Annotated in this window: 24 protein-coding genes and 3 pseudogenes; 10 read left to right on the top strand and 17 right to left on the bottom strand. The window is 71.4% G+C overall.

Annotation, left to right across the window (positions count from 1 at the left end; genetic code table 11):
• Positions 1–120: 120 nt before the first annotated feature.
• Both BST11_RS14450 and BST11_RS14445 read right to left on the bottom strand, forming a co-directional pair.
• Positions 121–605: pseudogene (locus BST11_RS14450) on the bottom strand (DUF302 domain-containing protein).
• A 10-nt stretch (positions 606–615) separates the two neighbouring features.
• A complete protein-coding gene (locus BST11_RS14445) occupies positions 616–1788 on the bottom strand; it encodes a thiolase family protein (RefSeq protein WP_083138624.1) in 1173 nt (390 codons plus the stop codon).
• A gap of 95 nt (positions 1789–1883) precedes the next feature.
• On the opposite strand from BST11_RS14445, the gene BST11_RS14440 reads away from it, so the two are divergent.
• Positions 1884–2384, top strand: a complete 501-nt coding sequence (locus BST11_RS14440) for a winged helix-turn-helix transcriptional regulator (RefSeq protein ID WP_083138623.1) — start codon at positions 1884–1886, stop codon at positions 2382–2384.
• On the opposite strand, the gene rsgA is transcribed toward BST11_RS14440, so the two are convergent.
• Together rsgA and aroA are read right to left on the bottom strand one after the other, a co-directional pair.
• Entirely contained in the window at positions 2381–3367 is a 987-nt protein-coding gene (gene rsgA, locus BST11_RS14435) for a ribosome small subunit-dependent GTPase A (RefSeq protein WP_083138622.1), read from the bottom strand. The genes BST11_RS14440 and rsgA overlap by 4 nt on opposite strands.
• Positions 3364–4656, bottom strand: coding sequence for a 3-phosphoshikimate 1-carboxyvinyltransferase (gene aroA / locus BST11_RS14430; protein ID WP_244897656.1), 1293 nt, complete (start codon positions 4654–4656; stop codon positions 3364–3366). The genes rsgA and aroA overlap by 4 nt, the downstream gene beginning before the upstream one ends.
• A 54-nt stretch (positions 4657–4710) precedes the next feature.
• Between aroA and BST11_RS14425 the strand changes: the two genes are divergently transcribed.
• A complete protein-coding gene (locus BST11_RS14425) occupies positions 4711–5487 on the top strand; it encodes an SOS response-associated peptidase (protein ID WP_083138620.1) in 777 nt (258 codons plus the stop codon).
• A gap of 6 nt (positions 5488–5493) precedes the next feature.
• On the opposite strand, the gene BST11_RS14420 is transcribed toward BST11_RS14425, so the two are convergent.
• On the bottom strand, positions 5494–6915 hold the full coding sequence (locus BST11_RS14420) for a phytoene desaturase family protein (protein ID WP_083138666.1): 1422 nt from the start codon (positions 6913–6915) through the stop codon (positions 5494–5496).
• 115 nt (positions 6916–7030) lie between these two features.
• On the opposite strand from BST11_RS14420, the gene BST11_RS14415 reads away from it, so the two are divergent.
• Positions 7031–7615 carry an HdeD family acid-resistance protein gene (locus tag BST11_RS14415; protein WP_083138665.1) on the top strand — a complete coding sequence of 195 codons (585 nt, stop codon included), beginning with the start codon at positions 7031–7033 and terminating at the stop codon, positions 7613–7615.
• A 62-nt stretch (positions 7616–7677) separates the two neighbouring features.
• Here the strand turns inward: BST11_RS14415 and BST11_RS14410 are convergent, their stop codons facing one another.
• Positions 7678–8169, bottom strand: coding sequence for a YbaK/EbsC family protein (locus tag BST11_RS14410; RefSeq protein ID WP_083138619.1), 492 nt, complete (start codon positions 8167–8169; stop codon positions 7678–7680).
• A 50-nt stretch (positions 8170–8219) separates the two neighbouring features.
• Complete coding sequence (locus BST11_RS14405) at positions 8220–9068, bottom strand: SDR family oxidoreductase (RefSeq protein ID WP_083138618.1); 849 nt, start codon at positions 9066–9068, stop codon at positions 8220–8222.
• Positions 9069–9356: 288 nt separating this feature from the next.
• On the opposite strand from BST11_RS14405, the gene BST11_RS14400 reads away from it, so the two are divergent.
• Both BST11_RS14400 and rsrA read left to right on the top strand, forming a co-directional pair.
• On the top strand, positions 9357–10019 hold the full coding sequence (locus BST11_RS14400) for a sigma-70 family RNA polymerase sigma factor (RefSeq protein ID WP_372509668.1): 663 nt from the start codon (positions 9357–9359) through the stop codon (positions 10017–10019).
• A complete protein-coding gene (gene rsrA / locus BST11_RS14395) occupies positions 10016–10324 on the top strand; it encodes a mycothiol system anti-sigma-R factor (RefSeq protein ID WP_083138616.1) in 309 nt (102 codons plus the stop codon). The genes BST11_RS14400 and rsrA overlap by 4 nt, the downstream gene beginning before the upstream one ends.
• Here the strand turns inward: rsrA and BST11_RS29290 are convergent, their stop codons facing one another.
• The gene (locus BST11_RS29290; RefSeq protein ID WP_085976515.1) at positions 10325–10399 is read right to left on the bottom strand and encodes a 50S ribosomal protein bL37; all 75 of its coding nucleotides are present in this window, start codon (positions 10397–10399) and stop codon (positions 10325–10327) included.
• A gap of 193 nt (positions 10400–10592) precedes the next feature.
• Between BST11_RS29290 and BST11_RS14390 the strand changes: the two genes are divergently transcribed.
• Positions 10593–10808: a biotin/lipoyl-binding carrier protein gene (locus tag BST11_RS14390; RefSeq protein ID WP_067320225.1), complete on the top strand. Its 216-nt coding sequence runs from the start codon at positions 10593–10595 to the stop codon at positions 10806–10808.
• A gap of 7 nt (positions 10809–10815) precedes the next feature.
• Positions 10816–12318, top strand: a complete 1503-nt coding sequence (locus BST11_RS14385) for a sensor histidine kinase (protein ID WP_083138615.1) — start codon at positions 10816–10818, stop codon at positions 12316–12318.
• Positions 12319–12384: 66 nt separating this feature from the next.
• Here the strand turns inward: BST11_RS14385 and whiB1 are convergent, their stop codons facing one another.
• Positions 12385–12639: a transcriptional regulator WhiB1 gene (whiB1, locus tag BST11_RS14380; RefSeq protein WP_067320231.1), complete on the bottom strand. Its 255-nt coding sequence runs from the start codon at positions 12637–12639 to the stop codon at positions 12385–12387.
• A 261-nt stretch (positions 12640–12900) separates the two neighbouring features.
• Entirely contained in the window at positions 12901–13884 is a 984-nt protein-coding gene (locus BST11_RS14375; protein ID WP_083138614.1) for a diacylglycerol/lipid kinase family protein, read from the bottom strand.
• Positions 13885–13951: 67 nt separating this feature from the next.
• On the opposite strand from BST11_RS14375, the gene BST11_RS14370 reads away from it, so the two are divergent.
• A complete protein-coding gene (locus tag BST11_RS14370; protein ID WP_083138613.1) occupies positions 13952–14383 on the top strand; it encodes a hypothetical protein in 432 nt (143 codons plus the stop codon).
• On the opposite strand, the gene BST11_RS14365 is transcribed toward BST11_RS14370, so the two are convergent.
• From BST11_RS14365 to BST11_RS14355, 3 genes are read right to left on the bottom strand one after another with little or no spacing between them, the layout of a single operon-like run.
• Positions 14335–14817, bottom strand: coding sequence for a GNAT family N-acetyltransferase (locus tag BST11_RS14365; protein ID WP_083138612.1), 483 nt, complete (start codon positions 14815–14817; stop codon positions 14335–14337). The genes BST11_RS14370 and BST11_RS14365 overlap by 49 nt on opposite strands.
• Positions 14814–15914: an isochorismate synthase gene (locus tag BST11_RS14360; RefSeq protein ID WP_083138611.1), complete on the bottom strand. Its 1101-nt coding sequence runs from the start codon at positions 15912–15914 to the stop codon at positions 14814–14816. The genes BST11_RS14365 and BST11_RS14360 overlap by 4 nt, the downstream gene beginning before the upstream one ends.
• Positions 15911–16522, bottom strand: coding sequence for an acid phosphatase (locus BST11_RS14355; protein ID WP_083138664.1), 612 nt, complete (start codon positions 16520–16522; stop codon positions 15911–15913). Before BST11_RS14355 ends, BST11_RS14360 begins: the two co-directional genes overlap by 4 nt.
• A gap of 116 nt (positions 16523–16638) precedes the next feature.
• Between BST11_RS14355 and BST11_RS14350 the strand changes: the two genes are divergently transcribed.
• A complete protein-coding gene (locus tag BST11_RS14350; protein ID WP_083138610.1) occupies positions 16639–17439 on the top strand; it encodes a ParA family protein in 801 nt (266 codons plus the stop codon).
• A gap of 35 nt (positions 17440–17474) precedes the next feature.
• Here BST11_RS14350 and BST11_RS14345 read toward each other — a convergent pair whose 3' ends face one another.
• On the bottom strand, positions 17475–18686 hold the full coding sequence (locus BST11_RS14345) for an Rv3212 family protein (protein ID WP_083138609.1): 1212 nt from the start codon (positions 18684–18686) through the stop codon (positions 17475–17477).
• A gap of 17 nt (positions 18687–18703) precedes the next feature.
• The gene (locus tag BST11_RS14340) at positions 18704–20305 is read right to left on the bottom strand and encodes a DEAD/DEAH box helicase (RefSeq protein ID WP_083138608.1); all 1602 of its coding nucleotides are present in this window, start codon (positions 20303–20305) and stop codon (positions 18704–18706) included.
• A 298-nt stretch (positions 20306–20603) separates the two neighbouring features.
• Between BST11_RS14340 and BST11_RS14335 the strand changes: the two genes are divergently transcribed.
• Entirely contained in the window at positions 20604–21311 is a 708-nt protein-coding gene (locus BST11_RS14335; RefSeq protein ID WP_083138607.1) for a ferritin-like fold-containing protein, read from the top strand.
• A gap of 9 nt (positions 21312–21320) precedes the next feature.
• Here the strand turns inward: BST11_RS14335 and BST11_RS29145 are convergent.
• Together BST11_RS29145 and BST11_RS28165 are read right to left on the bottom strand one after the other, a co-directional pair.
• A pseudogene (locus BST11_RS29145) lies at positions 21321–21521 on the bottom strand (MmpS family transport accessory protein); the annotation flags it as partial.
• A pseudogene (locus BST11_RS28165) lies at positions 21513–21589 on the bottom strand (DUF3107 family protein); the annotation flags it as partial. The pseudogenes BST11_RS28165 and BST11_RS29145, both read right to left, overlap by 9 nt.

Here is a 21589-nt window from a genome sequence, read left to right as displayed (position 1 = left end):
GGGTTGCCACGACGCCCTCTCTCACTGTCGGCCCCGCACCCGGCGGGAGGCAGGGGCCAAAGTCCTCCGCACTGGACCCTTCGTCCTGTGGCCGCACCGCCGGGTCGCCCGATCCGCGCCTCAGCCCGCCACCTTGGCGGCCAGCGCGGCCAGCTTGGCGTCGAGTTGTTGTGCGGCGCCCAGGAGTACGGGGTTTTCCTCGACCACCATCAGCGACGACGCCCTGACGTAGGTCAGGCTGCCGCCCGGCTCGTCGAGGATCAGCAGCGCGACCGGCGCGAACAGGCCCGCGGTCACGTCGTGGCGCAGCATCGTGATCGCGATCAGCGGGTTTCCGAGGATGACGAGCAGCGCCTTGCGGTCGACGCCGGCCTTGCCGATCCACGCCCCGTGGTCCACCGGGCCGAATAGCATGAATCCGCTTGGCGCGACATGGGTTTCGACCGCTGCTAAAACGACTGCCAGTCGTCGGTGGCCGTCGCGATGTCGTTGACGGGCACCGGCGTTTCGCCGATGTCGGCCAGCAGCGCGCCGACCAGCTCGTCGTAGCTCTTGGTGCTGTCGTCGCGCACCCGCACACCGTCGAAGCGGGTTTCCCGCGGCATATCCGCCTTCCTAGAGCCGCTCGACGATGGTGGCGTTGGCCATGCCGCCGCCCTCGCACATGGTCTGCAGGCCGTACCGCCCGCCGCGCTGCTCCAGCGCGTTGACCAGCGTGGTCATGATGCGCGCGCCGCTGGCGCCCAGCGGGTGGCCGATCGCGATGGCGCCGCCGTGGACGTTGGTCTTGGCCAGGTCCGCGCCGGTGTCGTGCGCCCAGGCCAGGACGACGGGCGCGAACGCCTCGTTGACCTCGAACAGGTCGATGTCGGCCAGCGTGAGCCCGGCGCGGGTCAGCACCTTTTCGGTGGCGGGGATGACCCCGGTCAGCATGTACAGCGGGTCGGATCCCACCACGGTGGTGGTGTGGATCCGCGCCAGCGGGCGCAGGCCCAGCCTCTTGGCGACCTCGCTGCTGGTGATCAGCACCGCGGCGCTGCCGTCGGACAGCGGCGAGGAGTTGCCCGGCGTGATCTCCCAATTGATCTGGGGGAAACGGGCTTTGGCCGCCTCGCTGTAGAACGCCGGCTGCAACGCGGCCAGCGTCTCGACCGTCGTGCCGGGCCGGATGATCTCGTCCGTGGCCAGGCCCGCGATCGGGATGAGCTCGTTGTCGAACAGCCCCTCCTTGGTGGCGCGGGCGGCCTTCTCGTGGCTGGACGCGGAGAACTCGTCGAGCTGGGTGCGCGACAGGCCCCACTTCGCGGCGATCAACTCGGCGCTGATGCCCTGCGGCACCAGCCCGTCGGGATAGCGACGCGCCATGTCGTGGCCGAACGGGTCGCTGCCCGGCAACACCGAGGTGCCCATCGGGACGCGGCTCATCGACTCCACGCCGCCGGCGATGACGAGGTCGTAGGCGCCGGCGATCACGCCCTGGGCGGCGAAGCTGATGGCCTGCTGGCTGCTGCCGCACTGGCGGTCGATCGTGACGCCGGGAACCGACTCCGGGAATCCCGCGCCCAGCAGCGCGTTGCGCGCGATGTTGACGGCCTGGTCGCCGACCTGGCCGACGGCACCGGCGATGACGTCGTCGACCTGCGCCGCGTCGATGCCGGTGCGGGCCACCAGTTCGCGAAGGCTGTGGGCCAGCAGGTCGGCGGGCAGCACGTCGTGCAGCGCGCCGGTGGCCTTGCCCTTACCGATGGGGGTGCGGACGGCTCCGACGATCACGGCGTCGCGGTTCATGGCTCCTCCTCGAGTCCCTGGAAGCTGGGTATCGTCAGCTTTACTTAGATAAACAGCTGGGTACACTAAAAGCAACCCAGACCGGGAGGTGATTTATGACACTGCTGCAGGGGCCCCTGGCCGACCGCGACGCGTGGTCGCCGGTCGGCGAGTGCGCGATCGAGAAGACCATGGCGGTGCTCGGCACCAAGTCGGCGATGCTCATCATGCGCGAGGCCTACTACGGGACCACCCGGTTCGACGACTTCGCGCGCCGGGTGGGCATCACCAAGGCGGCCACGTCGGCACGGCTCGCGGAGCTGGTCGGCCTCGGCCTGCTGCAGCGGCGGCCGTACCGGGAGCCCGGGCAGCGCGCCCGCGAGGAATACGTGCTGACCGAGGCCGGCGTCGATTTCATGCCGGTGGTCTGGTCGATGTTCGAGTGGGGCCGGCGCCACCTGCCGGGGCGCCACCGCCTGCGGCTGATGCACCTGGGCTGCGGAGCCGAGGTGGGCGTGGAGATCCGCTGCGCCGTGGGGCATCCGGTGCCGCCGGACGAGCTGGGCATCCGGTTGGCCGGGTCCGTCCCGCGGGGCTCCGCCCCGCGCGGGAGTTAGTGGAGCGCGGTCAGCAGGCGGCGGGCGGCGGCGACGCGGCGGGCGGCGGGCCCGGTCAGCGCGTCCAGCGCGCATTCGGGATCGGCCGGCGGCCCCATGTGCCCGCAGCCGCGGGGGCAGTCGACGATCGCCTCGGCCAGATCGGAGAAGGCCATCAGCACGTCGTCGGGCTCGATGTGGGCCAGCCCGAACGAGCGGATGCCGGGCGTGTCGATCACCCAGCCCCCAGGGGCCAGCGGGCCCCCTAAAGGCAAAGCCACCGACTGCGTGGAGGTGTGGCGGCCCCGGCCGATCTCGGTGACCTCGCCCACGGCCCGATCCGCCTCGGGCACAAGCCGATTCACCAGCGTCGACTTGCCGACCCCGGAGTGCCCGAGCAGCACCGTGATCTTGCCGGCGAGCAGGTCCGCGACCGCCAGCAACGGGTCGTCGACGCCGGCGACGACGACCGTCAGGTCCAGGTCCCCGAACTGCTCGGCGAACGGCCCCGGCGGCGCCAGGTCGGTCTTGGTCAGGCACAGGATCGGCGTCAGGCCGCCGGCGTAGGCGGCGATCAGCGCCCGGTCGACCAGCCCGGTGCGCGGCGGCGGGTCGGCCAGCGCCACCACGATCAGCAGCTGGTCGGCGTTGGCGACCACCACCCGCTCGGTGGGATCGGTGTCATCGGCGGTGCGGCGCAACACCGTTCGCCGCTCGCCGCGGCGCACGATGCGGGCCAGGGTGTCGGTGCGCCCGGACAGATCACCCACCAAATCGACCTCGTCTCCGACGACGATCGGGGTGCGGCCCAGCTCGCGCGCCCGCATGGCCGTGACGCGGCGATCGGGACGCCCGCCCAGCACGCACCCCCAGCGGCCCCGGTCGACGCTGACCACCATCGCGGCCTGGGCGTCGGCGTGCTCCGGGCGGGTCTTGGTGCGCGGCCGCGAGCCCTTGCCGGAGCGGACCTTGACGTCGGACTCGTCGTAGTCGCCGGGCCTCAAACGCGAGACTCCAACATGCGCGCCCACAGCCGCGGAAACTCCGGCAGCGTCTTGCTGGTGGCGCCGATGTCGTCCACCTCGACGCCGCGGACCCGCAGCCCGATGATGGCGCCGGCCGTCGCCATTCGATGGTCGGCGTACGCGCGCCAGGTGCCCGCGCGCAGCGGCGTCGCCGTGATCACCAGGCCGTCGGGCGTCTCGGCGCAGTCGCCGCCCAGTCGGTTGATCTCGGCGCTCAGCGCGGCGAGCCGGTCGGTCTCGTGGCCCCGCAGGTGGGCGATGCCCGAAAGGCGCGACACCGATCCGGGGGCCGCCAGCGCGGCCAGCGCCGCCACCGACGGGGTCAGCTCGCCGACGGCGCTCAGATCGACGTCAAAGCCGGCGTAATCGCCCGATCCTCGCGCCTCGAGGAACGAATCGGTATGGGCGACAACGGCATTCAGCTTGCCCAGGACACCCAGGATGTGGTCTGCGGGTTGCACGCTGGTCGCCGGCCAGCCGGTGATCCGCACCGTTCCGCCGCTGACCACGGCCGCCGCCAGGAACGGAACGGCGTTGGTCAGGTCGGGTTCGACGTCCCAGTGCCGCGCCGCGACCGCGCCGGCGCGCACCCGCCAGCGGTTGGCGACGGAATCGTCGACGTCGACGCCGGCCTGGCGCAGCATCACGATCGTCATCGCGATGTGCGGCGCCGACGGCACCGCCGCACCGGTGTGCCGGACGGTCAGGCCGTCGGTGAACGACGCCGCCGACAACAGCAGGCCCGACACGAACTGCGACGACGCGGAGGCGTCGATGGCCACCGTGCCGCCGGCGACCGATCCGTGGCCGTGGACGCGGAACGGCAGGCCGGTGCCGTCGATGGGCACCCCGAGGCCGCGCAGCGCGTCCAGCAGCGGCGCGATGGGCCGCGCCCGCGCCTGCTCGTCACCGTCGAACTCCACCGGCGAATCGGCCAGCGCCGCCAGCGGCGGAACGAAGCGCAGCACGGTGCCCGCCAGGCCGCAGTCCACCGTCGCGCCGGGGCGGGGGGCGATCCGGCCGCTGACCCGAAGCTCGGTCCCGGGCCCGTCGACGCGCAGGCCCAGGGTGCGCAGCGCCCCGATCATCAGGTCGGTGTCGCGGCTGCGCAGCGCCCCGCCGACGGTGGACGTTCCGTGGCCCTGCGCGGCGGCCAGGCCGGCGAGCACCAGCGCCCGGTTGGTCTGCGACTTCGAGCCCGGCACCGTCACGGTCGCGTGCACCGGTGCGGTCGCCTGCGGGGCCCGCCACGATTCGGTGCTGCTCACGGGGTTCATCCTGCCGTGTCGGCGGGGTTCGTGGGTACCGGGCACCATGGTGATATGTGCGGACGTTTTGCGGTGACGACGGATCCGGCCCTGCTGGCGCAGAAGATCAAGGCGATCGACGAGGCGACCGGGACGGCGCCCGATGTCGGGGCGCCCAACTACAACGTGGCCCCGACCTCGACCATCGCGACCGTGGTCACACGGCACGCCCAGCCGGCGGAGAGTGGGGTCGACCCCACCCGCCGCGTGCGGCTGATGCGCTGGGGGGTGATCCCACCCTGGGCCAAGGCCGGGCCCGACGGGACGCCCGAGGGCAAGGGCCCGCTGCTGATCAACGCCCGCGCCGACAAGGTCACCAGCTCGCCGGCTTTCCGCTCGAGCGCGAAGTCCAAGCGTTGCCTGATCCCGATGGACGGCTACTACGAATGGCGCGTCAATTCCGATGGCGCCGACAAGAAGTCCCGCAAGACGCCGTTCTTCATGTACCGCGAGGACGGCGAGCCGCTGTTGATGGCGGGCCTCTGGTCGGTATGGAAGCCCAAGGACCAGAAAGACGCCCGGCCCCTGCTGAGTTGCACGATCATCACCACCGACGCGCCGGGCGAGCTCGCCGAGATCCACGACCGGATGCCGCTCGTGGTGCCCGAACGCGACTGGGACCGCTGGCTGAACCCCGACGCCCCGGTCGACGAGGAGCTGCTGACCCGCGCGCCCGACGTGCGCGGCATCCGGATGCGCGAGGTGTCGACGCTGGTCAACAGCATCCGCAACAACGGGCCCGAGCTTCTCGAACCGGTCGAACCCCAGTCGGAGCAGATGAAGCTGCTGTAGCGGGACTCACGGCTGCGCGCCCAGGTGGGCCAGCGCGAGCCGGGCGGCGTTGGCGCCGCACATGCCGTGCGCGCCCGGGCCCGGTGGGGTGGCCGCCGAGCAGATGTACATTCCCGGCACCCCAAGGGCGTACGGCGCCAGCGTGACCCGCGGCCCGAAGGTCAGCTGGCGGATGTCCTTGGCGCCGGTCATGATGTCGCCGCCCGCGAAGTTGGGGTTGTAGGCGGCCAGCTGGGTCGTCGAGCGAACCGCCAGCCCGACGACGCGCTCCCGGAAACCCGGGGCGAAGCGCTCGATCTGGGCGATGATCGCCTCGGTCGCGTCCCCGGCGTAGCCGTGCGGGACGTGGGCGTAGCTCCACACCGGATGCGTGTCGCCCACCGAGCGTTGCGGATCGGCCAGATACTGCTGGCCCACGAGCACGAAGGGCCGCTCGGGCATGCGCCCGGCGTGGATCTCCCGCTCGGCCGCGGCCAGTTCGGCGTAGGTGCCGGCCAGGTGCACGGTGCCGGCCCGGCCGGCGTCGGGGTTGGTCCACGGCACGCCGCCCTCGACGGCGAAGTCGACCTTGAACGCGCCAGGGGCGCGGCGAAACCTGGTGAAGGCGCGGGAAATTCGGCGCGGCAGCCGGTCTCCCAGGATCGCGGCGACCGCGCCCGGCGCCAGGTCGAACAGCGTGACGTCCGCGGGCGGCAGCTGCGCCGCCGACGCCACCCGAACCCCGGTCTCGACCTTGCCGCCCAGGTCGCTCAGCAGCCCCACCATCGCGTCGGTGATCGATTGCGATCCGCCCTCCGCCACCGCCCAGCCGTGCCGGTGGCCCGCGGCGATGATGCCCATCCCGATCGCGGACGTCATCGGGTAGTGCAGCGGCCGAAAGGCATGCGCCGCAACGCCGCCGAACAACGCCCGGCCCTCGTCGGTGCGAAGCAGCCGGGCGAACGTCGATGCGGGGAGCAGCGTGGGCGCGCCGAAGCGGGCCAGCATCAGCGGGTGCGACGGCCACCGCAGCAGGGGCCCCATGATGTCCTCGCTCAACGCGTCGAACTTCTCGGCGGCGTAGCCGAACGCCAGCCGCCAGCGCGGCCCGTCGCGACCCAGACCGGCCGCCGTGTCGTCCACCGAGCGATGCAGGACGCCGGCGCCGCAGCCGTCCAGGGGGTGCGCGCAATCGACCTCCGGCCAGCGCCACGCCAGGCCGTACCGCCGCAGGTCGAAGCGGCCCAGGAACGGCGAGCCGACGGCCATCGGGTGGATGGCCGAGCAGTGGTCGTGCAGCAGGCCGGGGACGATCGCCTCGCCGCTGCGGGCGCCCCCGCCGACCTCGTCGGCGGCCTCCAGCACCGTGACCGGCACGCCCTCGGCGGCCAGGCAGATCGCGGCGGCGAGCCCGTTGGGCCCGCCGCCCACCACCAGTGCGGTACTCAAGCTTTCATTGTGCGCCATCCGTGCGCGGCCTTTCCCGGTGCGCAATGCGCGCGCGATACCGAATCGTGTCGCCACGGACATTTTCCTGACGCCCGGGTGGCGAATCATGTTCCGCATGACCAATAGCGAACGGACCGTGTTCGAAGGTCCACTGCAGCAGATTGCTCGCAGCGCGTGGCAACTGCTCTTGTTCATCGGCGTCGCCGCGGTGGCGCTGGGTGTCATCGTCCTGGCCTGGCCGGGCAAGACACTGTTCGTCGCGGGTGTGCTGTTCGGCATCTACCTGGTGGTGTCCGGAATCGGGTACGTGTTCGCCTCGTTCGGCGCCCACGCCGGCGCCGCGATGAGGGTGCTCACGTTCATCACCGGCATCGTGTCGCTGGTGCTGGGCTTCTTCTGCTTCCGCAACGAATTCGAGGCGGTCTGGCTGCTGGCCATCTGGATCGGCATCAGCTGGCTGTTCCGCGGGATGACCCTGCTCACCGCGGCGCTGGCGCTGGACCACATGCCCGGCCGCGGCTGGCAGATCCTGTCCGGGCTGATCATCGTGGTCGGCGGCGCCGTGCTGATCATCTCCCCGCTGCGGTCGATCGCGGTCCTGGCCCTGGTGGCGGGGTGGTGGCTGATCGCCATCGGCATCCTGGACATCATCACGGCCTTCCAGACCCGCAGCCGGGCCAAGAGCCTGACCGACGCATAGCGCGCAGTCGTAACGCCACGGCGAAACCGATTTTCGCCGTGGCGTTACGCTCGCGGACCCCATTACGCCAGGATGTCCGCCGTCACCGCGCCCGTCAGCCGGATCAGGTCGTGCGGTGCGACCGCGACGTCCCAGCCGCGCCGGCCCGCGCTGCAGTAGATCCGCTCCCAGGCGAGCGCGCCGGCGTCGACGACAGTGGGCAGCGGCTTGCGTTGTCCGAACGGCGAAATGGCACCGACGACATAGCCGGTGGCGCGCTGGGCGGCGGCGGGTTCGGCCATGCCGGCCCTCGAAAACCCCAGCGCGGCGGCGGCCGCCCGCAGCGACAGGCGCGCGGAGGCCGGCACGATCGCGACGGCGAGCCCGCCGGGCACCGCGATTACCAGGGTCTTGTAGATCCGCTCGGCCGCAACGCCTTTCTCGGCCAGTGCGCGGACGGCCTCGGCGCCGAACGAGTGTTCCCCCGAACCGCGGTCGAACGTGACGATCTCGTGCGGCACACCGGCTTTCACGAGCGCCGCGATGCCCGGTGTGGCGGCACGCGCCGCGCTCACTCGATGGTCGCGACCCACTGCGCCCGGCTGCGCCGCGCTTGCGATCGCAACTAAGGCCCCGTGTACCCCGGCGGGTTGACGCCGTCGACCCAGAAGTCGACACCGAGCTCCCCGCCCGGCACGCAGTCGTACACCGACAGGTCGGAGACGCCGGATTCCACCAGCACGTCCTCGCACAGCAGCATGTTGCCGGTGTACTCGCGCGCCGGCTTGGTGAGGATGACGTACGCCGCGTCGGCGTAGACCTCGGGCTTGCGGGCGCGCGCCATCGCCTCCTCGCCGCCGAGCAGGTTCTGCACCGCGGCGGTCGCCACCAGCGTGCGCGGCCACAACGTGTTCGACGCGATGCCCTCGTCGCGCATCTCTTCGGCGATTCCCAACGCGCACAGCGTCATCCCGAACTTGGCCATCATGTACGCGGTCGGTTTCAACCACTCGCTGCCGAGCAGCACCGGCGGCGACAGCGTCAGGATGTGCGGGTTCTCCCGGCCCTTCAGGTGCGGGATGCAGGCCCGCGACACCGCGTACGTGCCGCGCACCTGGATGCCGTTCATCAGGTCGAACCGCTTCATGGGGACCTCGGTGATCGACCCCAGGTTGATCGCCGACGCGTTGTTGACGCAGATGTCGATGCCGCCGAACTGCTCGACGGTCTTGGCCACCGCGGCCTCGACCGAATCCGGGTCGCGGACGTCCCCCACGATCGGCAGGGCCTGCCCACCCGCCTCCTCGAGCTCCTTGGCGGCGGTGAACACGGTGCCCGGCAGCTTGGGGTGTGGCTCGGCGGTTTTGGCGATGAGCGCGACGTTGGCGCCGTCCTGCGCGGCGCGCTTGGCGATCGCCAGGCCGATGCCGCGGCTGGCTCCGGAGATGAACATGGTTTTGCCGTTGAGGGACATGGGCGACACACTAACGCCCGCCGGTTCGGGGCCATTCGGGCCCCGGAAATAGCGCGTTGCCCGATGCTGTTGGAGAAGTCGGTCTCTGAAGCAGACACGCCACCGGCCGGCGGGCCGGGACCCGGCCAGTACAAGGCCAGGACAGACACCGTCGGCGGCAGCCTTTAGATTGGGAGGAGCAGTCTGGTGCCAACGGCTACGAGCCTGTTGGGGGACGAGTTGACCCGCTCGCTGGCGAGTCCGGAGCCGTCCGGCGACAGGGCTGCGGAAGGGACCGTGTTAATCGATATGGCCGACCCAGATCGCCTCGACGGCGAGAAACAGCGTTTAGACGCCGATGAACCGGCACCGCGCGAGGAAACGGACGAGGAGCTCACGGCGCGCTTCGAGCGCGACGCGATTCCCCTGCTGGACCAGCTGTACGGCGGTGCGCTGCGGATGACGCGGAACCCCGCCGACGCCGAGGACCTGCTGCAGGAGACGATGGTCAAGGCCTACGCCGGGTTCCGCTCGTTCCGGGCGGGCACCAACCTCAAGGCGTGGCTGTACCGGATTTTGACCAACACCTACATCAACAGCTACCGCAAGCGGCAGCGCCAGCCCGCGGAGTACCCGACCGAGACGATCACCGACTGGCAGCTCGCGTCCAACGCCGAGCACTCCTCGACCGGCCTGCGTTCGGCCGAGGTCGAGGCGCTGGAGTCCCTGCCGGACGACGACATCAAAAAGGCGCTGCAGGCGTTGCCCGAGGAGTTCCGGATGGCGGTTTACTACGCCGACGTCGAGGGCTTCCCGTATAAAGAAATCGCCGAGATCATGGACACGCCGATCGGCACGGTAATGTCCCGGCTGCACCGCGGCCGACGTCAGCTGCGCGGTCTCTTGGCCGACGTGGCCAAGGAGCGGGGTTTCAGCCGCGGTCAGCAGACGCACGAGGAGGTGCCGTCATGAGCGAATTTGCCGGCCCCGCCGACCCGCGCCGCGACGACGGTCATTCCCACGGGCTCGGCTGCGCCGAGGTGATCGCCGAGGTCTGGACCTTGCTCGACGGCGAATGCACCCCCGAAACCAGGGAGAGGCTGCGCCAGCACCTCGAGGCGTGCCCCGGATGCTTCCAGCACTACGGGATCGAGGAACGGCTTAAGGCGCTGATCGCGACCAAGTGCAAAGGCGAGCGGGCCCCCGAGGGCCTCAAGGAGCGCCTGCGACTGGAAATCCGCCGGACCACCATCGTCCGGGGAGTGGAGCAAAGCTAGCTAGGAGTTGGGCCGCTTGCCGTGGTTGGCCTTGCTGTGCTTGCGGTCGCGCTTCTTTCGGCCACGCTTGGCCATGCTTTTCAATCCTCCGTGAATCGCGTTCAATCGGGCGCCCGGCACCCGTTAGGTTGTCGAACAGTCTCTCACGGCGCGCCGCGGGCGGTTGAACGGCCCACGTGCCGCGACCCCGACCGGTCCTGTGGTTCGATATACACCAGTTTGATCGAGCAGCCAGCATGCACGAATCGCCGGGACGAGTGGGGTGAATATGGCCGAGGATGTTCGCGCCGAGATCGTGGCCAGCGTGCTTGAGGTCGTCGTCAACGAGGGTGACCCGATCGGCAAGGGCGACGTCGTGGTGCTGCTGGAGTCGATGAAGATGGAGATCCCCGTCCTCGCGGAGAGCGACGGCACCGTCAGCAAGGTGAGCGTGTCGGTGGGCGACGTCATCCAGGCGGGCGACCTCATCGCTGTGATCAGCTAGACCCCCCATGTCCACGCTCGGTGACCTGCTCGCCGAACACACGATGCTGCCGGGCAGCGCGGTGGACCACCTGCACGCCGTGGTGGGTGAGTGGCAGCTGTTGGCCGACCTGTCGTTCGCCGACTACCTGATGTGGGTGCGCCGCGACGACGGCGTGCTGGTGTGCGTGGCGCAGTGCCGCCCGAATACCGCGCCGACGGTGCTGCAGACCGACGCGGTGGGCACCGTCGTCCCCGCCGAGCGCCTGCCACTGGTCGGCGAGAGCTTCGACTCCGGGGTCACCGTGCGGGAAAGCCATGCGGGACAAGAGCATTCGTGGCAGCTGCCCGGTCCGTACATCGAGGCCTCCCCGGTGCGGTACGGCGACCACGTGGTGGCGGTGCTGACGCGGCACCAAACCGCCGAGGCGGCCGGCCGGGCGTCCGGCCAGCTGGAGACCGCCTACCGCGAGTGCGCCACGGACCTGGTGCACATGCTCGCCGAGGGCACCTTCCCCGACGTGGGGGACGTCGTCATGTCGCGCTCCACCCCGCGGGTGGGCGACGGCTTCATCCGCCTCGACGTCGCCGGCGTCGTCGCCTACGCCAGCCCCAACGCGCTGTCGGCGTACCACCGGATGGGGTTGACGTCGGAGTTGGAGGGGCGCAACTTCATCGACGTGACGCGCCCGCTGATCTCCGACCCGTTCGAGGCGCAGGAGGTGGCGGAGCACGTGCGGGACCTGGTGGCCGGCGGGGAGAGCATGCGCATGGAGGTCGACGCCGGCGGCGCGACGGTGCTGCTGCGGACGCTGCCGCTGGTGGTGCACGGGATCAGCACCGGCGCCGCGGTGCTGATCCGCGACATCACGGAGGTCAAGCGCCGCGACCGGGCCCTGATCTCCAAGGACGCGACGATCCGCGAAATCCACCACCGGGTGAAGAACAACCTGCAAACGGTGGCGGCGCTGCTGCGCCTGCAGGCCAGGCGGACCGCCAACGCCGAGGGACGGGAGGCGCTGATCGAGTCGGTGCGCCGGGTGTCCTCGATCGCCCTGGTGCACGACGCCTTGTCGATGTCGGTGGACGAGCAGGTGAACCTCGACGAGGTCATCGACCGGATCCTGCCGATCATGAACGACGTGGCGTCGGTGGACCGGCCCATCCGGATCAACCGGGTCGGCGACCTCGGGGTGCTGGATTCCGACCGGGCGACCGCCCTGATCATGGTGATCACCGAACTCGTCCAGAACGCCATCGAGCACGCCTTCGACCCGGCGGCCCCGGTGGGGTCGGTGACCATTCGCGCCGAACGCTCGGCACGCTGGCTCGACGTCGTCGTGCACGACGACGGCCGCGGTCTGCCCGAGGGGTTCAGCCTGGAGACCTCCGACAGCCTCGGCCTGCAGATCGTGCGGACGCTGGTGTCGGCGGAACTGGACGGCACGCTGGGCATGCACCGGGCGCCCGCCCGCGGGACCGACGTGGTGCTGCGGGTGCCGATCGGGCGGCGGACGCGGCTGCTGCTGTAGCCGGACGCGCCCCGCGCAACGGTGCGGCCCCGACGAATGTCGGGGCCGCACCGTTGGCAAATCGGATCAGACTCCGCTGCGGGCCTTCGTGCGGGCATTGCGACGCTTGAGCGCGCGCCGCTCGTCTTCGCTCATGCCCCCCCAGACGCCCGCGTCCTGGCCGGTGTTCAGGGCCCAGGACAGGCACTCTGTGGTCACCGGGCACCGATTGCAGACCAGCTTCGCGTCAGCGATCTGCGCGAGCGCGGGGCCGCTGTTCCCTACCGGGAAGAACAGCTCCGGGTCCTCGTCGCGACAGACCGCCTTGTGGCGCCAATCCATAAGTAGTTACTCCTCACTTAGTGCGCAGCAAGACGCACGGCCTTTATTTCTTCGGCTGTTACCGCGTGCACTAGAAAAGGGTCCGCACCCCTACGAAATTTCTGCATGCAACCTTTCGATCGTTTCACAGGCTCAACAGATGTCAATAGTGTCGAGTTGCCTCGTGGGCTATCTCACTTCAGTGGTTTCTTAGTCAGGCCCTTATTCCGTTGTACTACACTGCCGGGCCGCGCCGGCCGTGGCGATTTCGCGGACAGCACGTCAGCGCAGCTCAAAGGCGGTTTTCGTCGGCGGGGCCACCACCGGCAGCACGTCGCGGACCGCCCGGAACGTCATGGTTTCGCGCAGGCCGAGGTAATCCCCGTCGACCTGGCTGGCCACCGGGCCCGCGGTGGAGGTCACCGTCAGGCAGGCGGCGTCGTCGTCGCGGATGAGCTGCTTGTGGGTGCCTTTCGGGCCCTTGGCCAGCAGCTGGCGCACCAGCCGAAGCGTCGGCAACACCCTCATCGCGGTGAGCGCGAACACGCCGAGGCCCGACTCGAAGCTGCAGCCCGGGTTGGTCACCATCGGCCGGCTGTTGCTGTAGGTCCAGGGGGACGTGTTGGAGACCCACGCGAAGTGCACCCCCGAGACGGGCTCGCGGCCCGGCAGCTCGAGCGTGAGGACTGGTTCGCGGCGGCTGAACGCGATCGTGACGGGCACCGCCACGCGCCAATAACGCAGGGGGGTGACCTTGACGCCCTTCCCCCGCTGGGCCTCCACCGCCGCGACCACCTCGGCGTCGACGCCCATCCCCGCGTTGATCACGGCCCACCGCTCGCCGCAGTCGATCAGGCTGATGCGACGCCACGCCTGGTGGCGGCGGTAGTCGTCGAGCAGCTGGATGAGCTGGTTGGTGGCGGCGACCGGGTCCGGGGAGATGCCCAGGGAGCGGGCCAGGACGTTCGCCGAGCCGCCGGGCACCACCGCGAGCGCGGGCAGCGGGGCGCCCGGCGCGGCGGTGGGGGAGTCGGGGCGGCCCAGCAGGCCGTTGACCACCCCGCTCACCGTGCCGTCGCCCCCGTGCACCACGACCACGTCGGTGCCGTCCTCGACCGCCTTCTGGGCGAGTTCCGCGCCGTGACCGCGGTGGGTGGTGTGCTCGACGGTGAGCTGCAGCCGGCTCTTGAGCGCGTGTGCCAGCAGATCGCGAGCGGCCGCCGTGGTGGAGGTGGCGGTGGGGTTGACGATCAGCACGGCGCGCATGGTCCCCGAGCTTATGCGCGGCCGCTGTGCGGGCCGCCGCGCGGAGGGGCGTGGCTACGCTGACGCTGTGAACGATCCCGTCCCGGGCGCCGTGCGCGCCGCGGGCCTCGTCGTCGCGGTGCAGGGTGCGGCCGCGCTGGTGGTGGCCGTGCTGCTGGTGGTGCGCGGCATCGCCGGAGCCGACCAGCGGGTGGTCAACGGCCTCGGCACGGCGGTGTGGTTCGTCCTGGTCGGCGGCGTGGTGCTCGCCGCGGGGCGCGCGCTGGTGGTCGGCAGGCGTTGGGGTCGCGGGCTGGCGGTCGTCACCCAGCTGCTGTTGCTGCCGGTGGCCTGGTACCTGGGGGTCGGCTCGCACCAACCGGCCGTCGGCATTCCGGTGGGCGCCGTGGCGCTGGCGGTGCTGGGCCTGCTGTTCACCCCGGCGGCCGTGCGCTGGGCCGCCGGCGGAGATCAGGGCGGGCCAGCCAGCTCGGCCAGCCGCGGGCCCGAAAGCCGGTAGGTGGTCCACTCGCGCTGCGGCGCGGCGCCGATGCCGTCGTACAGCGCGATGGCGTCGGCGTTCCAGTTCAGCACCGCCCACGACAGCCGCGTGTAGCCGTGGTCGCGGCACTCCCCGGCCAGCGCCGCCAGCAGCGCGCGGGCCAGGCCGCGGCGGCGAAATCGCGGCCGCACGAACAGGTCTTCGAGGTAGATGCCCGCGACACCGTCCCAGGTGGAGAAGTTGACGAACCACAACGCCATGGCCGCGACCTGGCCGTCGAGCTCGGCGACGTGCCCGAACACGGCGGGCGAATCACCGAAAAGCGCTGTGGTGATTTGTGTTTCGGTGACGCTGCATTCGTCGGCGGCGCGCTCGAATGCGGCCAGCGCGTGAATCATGTCGGTGATGTCGGCGGCGTCGTGCGGTGCGGCGCGGCGAATGGTTCCCGTCATTGCCGGACTTCCAGGGCGTTGCAGATGGTGGCGAATTTCGTTGTCGTTTCCGCGACTTCGTCGTCGGGGTCGGATTCGGCGACGATGCCGCCGCCGGCGTGTGCGACGGCCGTGCGGCGGTCCGCCGACAGCTGCGCGCAGCGAATGGACACCACGAAGCGGCCGTCGCCGGCGGCGTCGCACCAGCCCACCGCGCCGGCGTAGAAACCGCGGTCGCCCTCCAGCTCGGCGATGAGATCGGTCGCGGCCTTCGTCGGAACCCCGCCGACCGCCGGCGTGGGGTGCAGCGCAAGCGCCAGATCGATTGCGGTGGTTGACCTCTCGCGCAGCCGGCCGCTGATCGGGGTGCACAGGTGCCAGACGGCCGCGGTGCGGCTAAGCTCCGGCTCGGCGGCGATGCTCAGCTCGTCGCACAGGGGCTCCAGGGCGGCGCGCATGGTGTCGATCACGAGCCGATGCTCGTGGCGGTCCTTGGCCGAGGCGGCCAGCGCCGCCCCGTTGGCGGTGTCGGCGTCGGGGTCGGCGGCGCGCGGGGCCGACCCGGCGAACGGCCGGCACACGACGCGGTCGCCGGTGCGCGCGACCAGCAGCTCGGGGCTGGCGCCCACCAGCGTCGCGCCCGCGTAGCCGTCGCCGGCGGGGCTGAGGTCGACGAGGTAGCCGTAGGCCGCCGGGTCGGCGTCGACGAGGCGGCGCAGGACGACGCGGGCGTCCAAGGGGGCGTCGGCGGCCAGTCGCAGCGCCCGGGCCAGCACCACCTTGTGCAGCGGGGTGTCCGGCGCGGCGAGTTCGTCTCGGGCGCGGGCGATCCGGGCGCGGTAGTCCGCCGGCGGCGGCAGGGCGGTCGCAATGCGCACCGCCGGCAGCGGGCCCGTCGGCCAGTCCGGCGGCCCGGCGCGGTGACGCACGGCGTCCGGCGCCAGCAGGGCCGCGGGACCGCTCACGTCGAAAGGTAACGCGCCCAACACTATCGGGACCGATCCGGCGCGCAGCGCCGCCTGGGCCGCGTCGACGTCGCGGTAGCCGGCGCGCACGCCGTCGGCGACCAGGGTCCCGCGCGGGCCGCACAGCACGAATGGCGGTCGGGTAGCGCTCACCCCGGCGCGACCGCCTGCGGGTTGGCCGTCAATCCGAGCGCGGCGAGCTGCCGCACGCCGTGCTCGAACCCGCACACCGCGATCGAGCCGGCGAGCATCCAGAAGCGGCTGCCCTCGACGAGCGGCAACTCGACCCAGCGCGTGATCACCGAGCGGGAGAAATGGCTGTGGCCCACGAACACCACGTCGCGCGAGGTCATGTGCTCCAGCGCCAGCGCGACCGCGCGATCGGCGCGGTCGCTGACCTGTTGCACGCTCTCGCCGCCGGGGCATCCGTGTGTCCACACCAGCCAATCGGGGTCGGATTCGCGGATCTGCGCGGTCGTCAGCCCCTCGTAGGATCCGTAATCCCATTCGGCGACCAGCGGAGACACCTCGTCGACGGCGAGCCCGGCCAGCTTGGCGGTGGTCAGTGCGCGGATGCGGGGGCTGCTGACCACCAGCGGGTCGGACAGGTTCAGTTCGCGCAGCACGCGGCCGGCGAGCTCGGCCTGGACCCGGCCGTGATCGGTGAGCTCGAGGTCCGTGCGACCCGTGTGCTGGCCGGACTTGGACCACGGCGTCTCGCCGTGGCGCAGCAGGACGAGCCGGTGGTTGTAGATGCCCATGCCGACCGATTCTGCCGGACGGCGCCGGGGGCTCACGGCGCGCAGCGGACGGCGATCGAACATGCCAGGATGGGCACTGTAGTTGCGCGGCGACGATGGGGAGAGGAGCGGCGCTTGTGACCACGACCCGGGTGCTGGCGGTGGCCAACCAGAAGGGCGGTGTCGCCAAGACGACGACGGTCGCCTCGCTGGGCGCGGCGATGGTCGAGGAGGGCGAGCGGGTGCTGCTCGTCGACCTGGATCCGCAGGGTTGTCTGACCTTCTCGCTCGGTCAGGATCCCGACAAGTTGCCGGTGTCGGTGCACGAGGTGCTGCTCGGCGAGGTCGAGCCGAACGCCGCGCTGGTCACCACGATGGAGGGAATGACGCTGCTGCCGGCCAACATTGACCTCGCCGGCGCCGAGGCGATGCTGCTGATGCGGGCCGGCCGCGAATACGCGCTCAAGCGCGCGCTGGCCAAGCTCGACGACCGGTTCGACGTGGTCTTCATCGACTGCCCGCCGTCGCTGGGCGTGCTCACCCTCAACGGGCTGACGGCCGCCGACGAGGTCATCGTGCCGCTGCAGTGCGAGACGCTCGCGCACCGCGGCGTCGGGCAGTTGCTGCGCACGGTCGCCGACGTCCAGCAGATCACCAACCCGGGGCTGCGGCTGCTGGGCGCCCTGCCGACGCTGTACGACTCGCGCACCACCCACACCCGCGACGTGCTGCTCGACGTCGCCGACCGCTACGACCTGCCGGTGCTGGCCCCGCCGATCCCGCGCACGGTGCGCTTCGCCGAGGCCAGCGCGTCGGGCTCGTCGGTGATGGCCGGGCGCAAGAACAAGGGCGCGGCGGCCTACGGCGAACTGGCGCAGGCGCTGATCACGCACTGGAAGTCCGGAAAACCGTTGCCCACCTTCGCCGTCGACGTCTAGTTCCCCGCCGAGCGGCGCGCCGCGGCCGATCACCCTCAGCCCAGGGCCACCACGGTGTCGCCGCGCTGCTCGAACACCCTGGGCCCCGAAACGGCCGGGACCACCGCGGAGTTGCTCGGGGCCCGACTGACCGGGATGTAGCGTTCGTTCGCGCCGCTGAGCGGGTCGTAGACGCCGATGCCGCCGGTGACCGGCACCAGCAGCCGCCCGGCCATCATCGCGCCCGGCCCCAGCGGCGCCCGTTCCCCCGGGGCGATCGTGTAGCGCAGCGTCAGGTTGGCGGCGTCGAAGACCATCAACGAATCGCCCGTCCACCAGGTCACCAGGTTGCCCGCCTGGGACACCGCCGCCGCGCTCGACGGCGGCCTGGGCAGCAGCGTGCTCGCGACGGTGGTGCCGGTGTCGTCGACCACCTCCACCCGCGGCTGCGGCGCGGGCAGGTAGACGGCCGTGTTGTTCTCCCAGACGGTCAGCACGCGGGCGCCCGCGTCCGCGCGGATCCCGGGCTCGGCCACGACGTGCTGCTGGGGTTCGTCGTCTTCCTTGCCCGGGCGCAGCAGGACGAGCCGCAGGTCGGCCTGCTGCGCGCAGCTCTCCAGCACCGACACCGCCGACGAGCTGGCCGCCGCCGAGATCAGCCGGCAGCCGGAGTGCAGCCCGCGCGCCGACGGCTTGACCCGGGCGTCGGTCTCGCCGTAGGCCAGCATCCGGACCATGTCCGAGCGCCACAGCTCCAGCCGGGTATCGCCGGCCGACAGCACCGTCGTGCCGTCGGAGGACAGCCGCACCAGGGGGTCCGCGTAGCCGCTGCGGGCGGCCCCGCGCCGGCCGGTGGCGCCGTCGAGGGTGCTGACCTGCCCGCAACCCCGGTCGTCGCGGTAGACCGCGACGGCGTAGTGGTAGACCCAGGACACCCCGCACAGCTGGCGGTCGCGGGCGTAGCTCCAGCGGGACTGGCCCGTGCCCGGGTCGCGGCCGTCGACCTGGCGTCCGTCACCGGTGGCGATCGTCCCGCTGACCACCACGGGCGCGGTGGTGCCCGGGCTACGGGCGGTCCACAGCTGATTCAGCGCGGCGGGTACCGCCCGGGCGGGCGTCGGGGCGGGTAGCGGAACGGCGGCGGGGCGGCTGATGGTGGCCCGGGCGTCGCTGGTCCACCAGATCACCGCGGCCGCGACCGCGACGACGATCGCGATGGTCGCGGCGGCGACGAGGTCGCCCCTGGTCCGGCGCTCCGGTTTGACCATGCGTTTCCGCGCGGGCGTCAGTTGGCTGGCGCGGCCGCGGATTTCGCCATCGCCGCCGCGGTCCCTTCGGCGGGCTGGCGGCGCCGCCGGCGGCGCCGGGTCGACCCGCCGCTGCCGGCGGGTGCGCTGGCCGACGTCGCGGGCGGCGTCTTCGGGGCCGCCTCGCCGTTGCCGGCGCCGGTCGCGGGGTGCGCGGTCACGGGCTGGCCGGCGCGGGTGCGCCGCCGCCGCGCGCCGGAGCGCGAGCGCCCGGACTTCTCGGGCTTCTCGGACTTACCAGCCCGCTCCGACTTATCGGCGCGGTCCGCACCCTGGCCGGCCGCCCGGCGCTGGCCGTGCGACTTGCGCGCCGCGCCGACCGTGCCGCCCGCCTCGGCGGGGATGCCCAGCTCGGCGTAGAGGTGCGGGGAGCTGGAGTAGGTCTCGGCCGGGTCGGGGGAGCCCAGGCCCAGCGCCTTGTCGATCATCGTCCAGCGGGGCAGCTCGTCCCAGTCCACCAGGGTGACCGCGACGCCGGTCTTGCCGGCGCGGCCGGTGCGGCCGATGCGGTGCACGTAGGCCTGCTCGTCCTCGGGGCACTGGTAGTTGATGACGTGGGTGACGTCGTCGATGTCGATGCCGCGGGCGGCGACGTCGGTCGCGACCAGCACGTCGATCTCCCCCGACCGGAACGCCTTGAGGGCCTTCTCGCGGGCGATCTGGCCGAGGTCGCCGTGCACCGCGCCGACGGCGAAGCCGCGCTCAGCGAGCTCGTCGGCGACCTTCTGCGCGGTGCGCTTGGTGCGGGTGAAGACCATCGTCGCGCCGCGGTCGCGGGCCTGCAGCACCCGGCTGACCAGCTCGACCTTGTCCAACGCGTGGGCGCGGTAGACGAACTGCTCGGTGGTGTCGTGCGTGGCAGCGGAGTGCGGCGCCTCGGCTCGGATGTGGGTGGGCCGGATCATGAAGGTGCGGGCCAGCGTGATGATCGGGCCCGGCATGGTAGCCGAGAACAGCATCGATTGCCGGTCGGCCGGGATTTGGCGCAGGATGCGCTCGATGTCGGGCAGGAAGCCCAGGTCGAGCATCTCGTCGGCCTCGTCGAGGACCAGCGCCGAGAGCCCGCCGAGCTGCAGGTGACCCTGCTGGCACAGGTCGAGCAGCCGGCCCGGGGTGCCCACCACCACGTCGGCGCCGGCGCGCAGCGCGTCGATCTGGGGTTCGTAGGCGCGCCCGCCGTAGATCGAGACCACCGACACGGGCCGGCCGTCCTCGGCGAGCAGGTACTTGGCCGCGGTGGCCAGATCGCCGGTGACCTGCAGGCACAGCTCGCGGGTGGGCACCACGACCAGTGCCCGCGGGGTGCCGTTGAGCGGGCGCGCCGCGCCGTCTTGGGTGGTGATCCGCTGCAGCAGCGGCACCCCGAAGGCGAAGGTCTTGCCCATGCCGGTGCGGGCCTGGCCGATCACGTCGTCGCCGGCGAGCGCCAGCGGCAGCGTCAGCTCCTGAATTGCGAAGGGGCTGTCGATGCCCTTCTCGCCCAGCGCGCGGACGATTTCCTCGCGGACGCCGAGGCTGGCAAAGCTGGTTTCAGGGGTGGTTTCGGGGGTCGCTTCAGTTTTGTCGATGGGTGCGGTCATGCGTGGATGACAAGCCTTTCGGTGACGGTATCGGTGTTGTCGGTGTTTCTCTGTCGCGGTCACGCGCGCACGAGTTCCGACTCCGATTCGTCGCCGAGTCGCGGCCCTCGATACAGCCTGAGCGGGGGCCCAGGCCGGGCGGGCCAGCTGTGCACGCACATTTCGCCGGTACCGGCTCGCCACTGAAATTTCTGAAATTTCTCGGAAATCTCGGCGATGCAGCCAATACCGGGATCCATCATAGCCGGTCGAAAGCTCGTGCCCAGTTTGTCCTGATCCCGCCGACTAGAGTGTTGCCATGACCCCGCCCTCTTCAGCGCCCTCGCCTGCCGGCCGGGTGGACACTTCGCCCACCGCTCGACTGTCGGCGGACCACCCGGGCGTCAACGAGCTGTTCGCGGTGCTCGCCTACGGCGAGATCGCCGCGTTCTACCGGCTCACCGACGAGGCGCGGATGGCGCCCGACCTGCGGGGACGGATCTCCATGGCGTGCATGGCCGCCGCCGAGATGCAGCACTACGAGCTGCTGCGCGACGCCCTGGAGCGCCGTGGCGTCGACGTGGTCGCGGCGATGTCGAAGTATGTCTCGGCGTTGGAGAACTACCACCGGTTGACGATGCCGAGCACGTGGCTGGAAGCGCTGGTGAAGACCTATGTCGGCGACGCGCTGGCCGCCGATTTGTACCTCGAGATCGCCGACGGGCTGCCCGACGAGGTCGCCGACGTGGTGCGCGCGGCGCTGGCGGAGACCGGGCACTCGCAGTTCGTCGTCGCCGAGGTGCGCGCCGCGGTGATGTCCAGCGGCAAGCAGCGCAGCCGGCTGGCGCTGTGGTCCCGCCGCCTGTTCGGCGAGGCCATCACCCAGGCCCAGTACGTGCTGGCCGAGCACGACGAGCTGGTCGACCTGGTGGTGGCGGGCCCGGGCGGCCTGGGCCAGCTCAGCGCGTTCTTCGACCGCCTGCAGCAGACGCACGACCGGCGGATGCGCGAGCTCGGCCTGAGCTGACGCGGCGGGTCAGCGGGTACAGGTCGCCATGACGCCGTTGTGGGCCGACGTCACCACCGGCTGGCCGGCGGCGTTGAGGATCGCGCAGTTGAGCCGGCCGTAGAAGCTGGTGGCGACCACCGACTCCGTCTGGACGCCCGGATTCAAAACGATCACCTTCGACCACGGCAGCGACACGTTGAACTCGGTCTGCGGGTAGCCGCGGGCGTCGGCGACACCGATTTCGACGTAGGCGATCTTGGCGCTCTGGATCAGGAAGCGGCGGCCCCGCTCGTCGC

Origin of the sequence: Mycobacterium alsense (assembly GCF_002086635.1) — a bacterium.
Lineage (GTDB): Bacteria > Actinomycetota > Actinomycetes > Mycobacteriales > Mycobacteriaceae > Mycobacterium > Mycobacterium alsense.
This window is presented reverse-complemented; position numbering and strand designations above follow the sequence as displayed.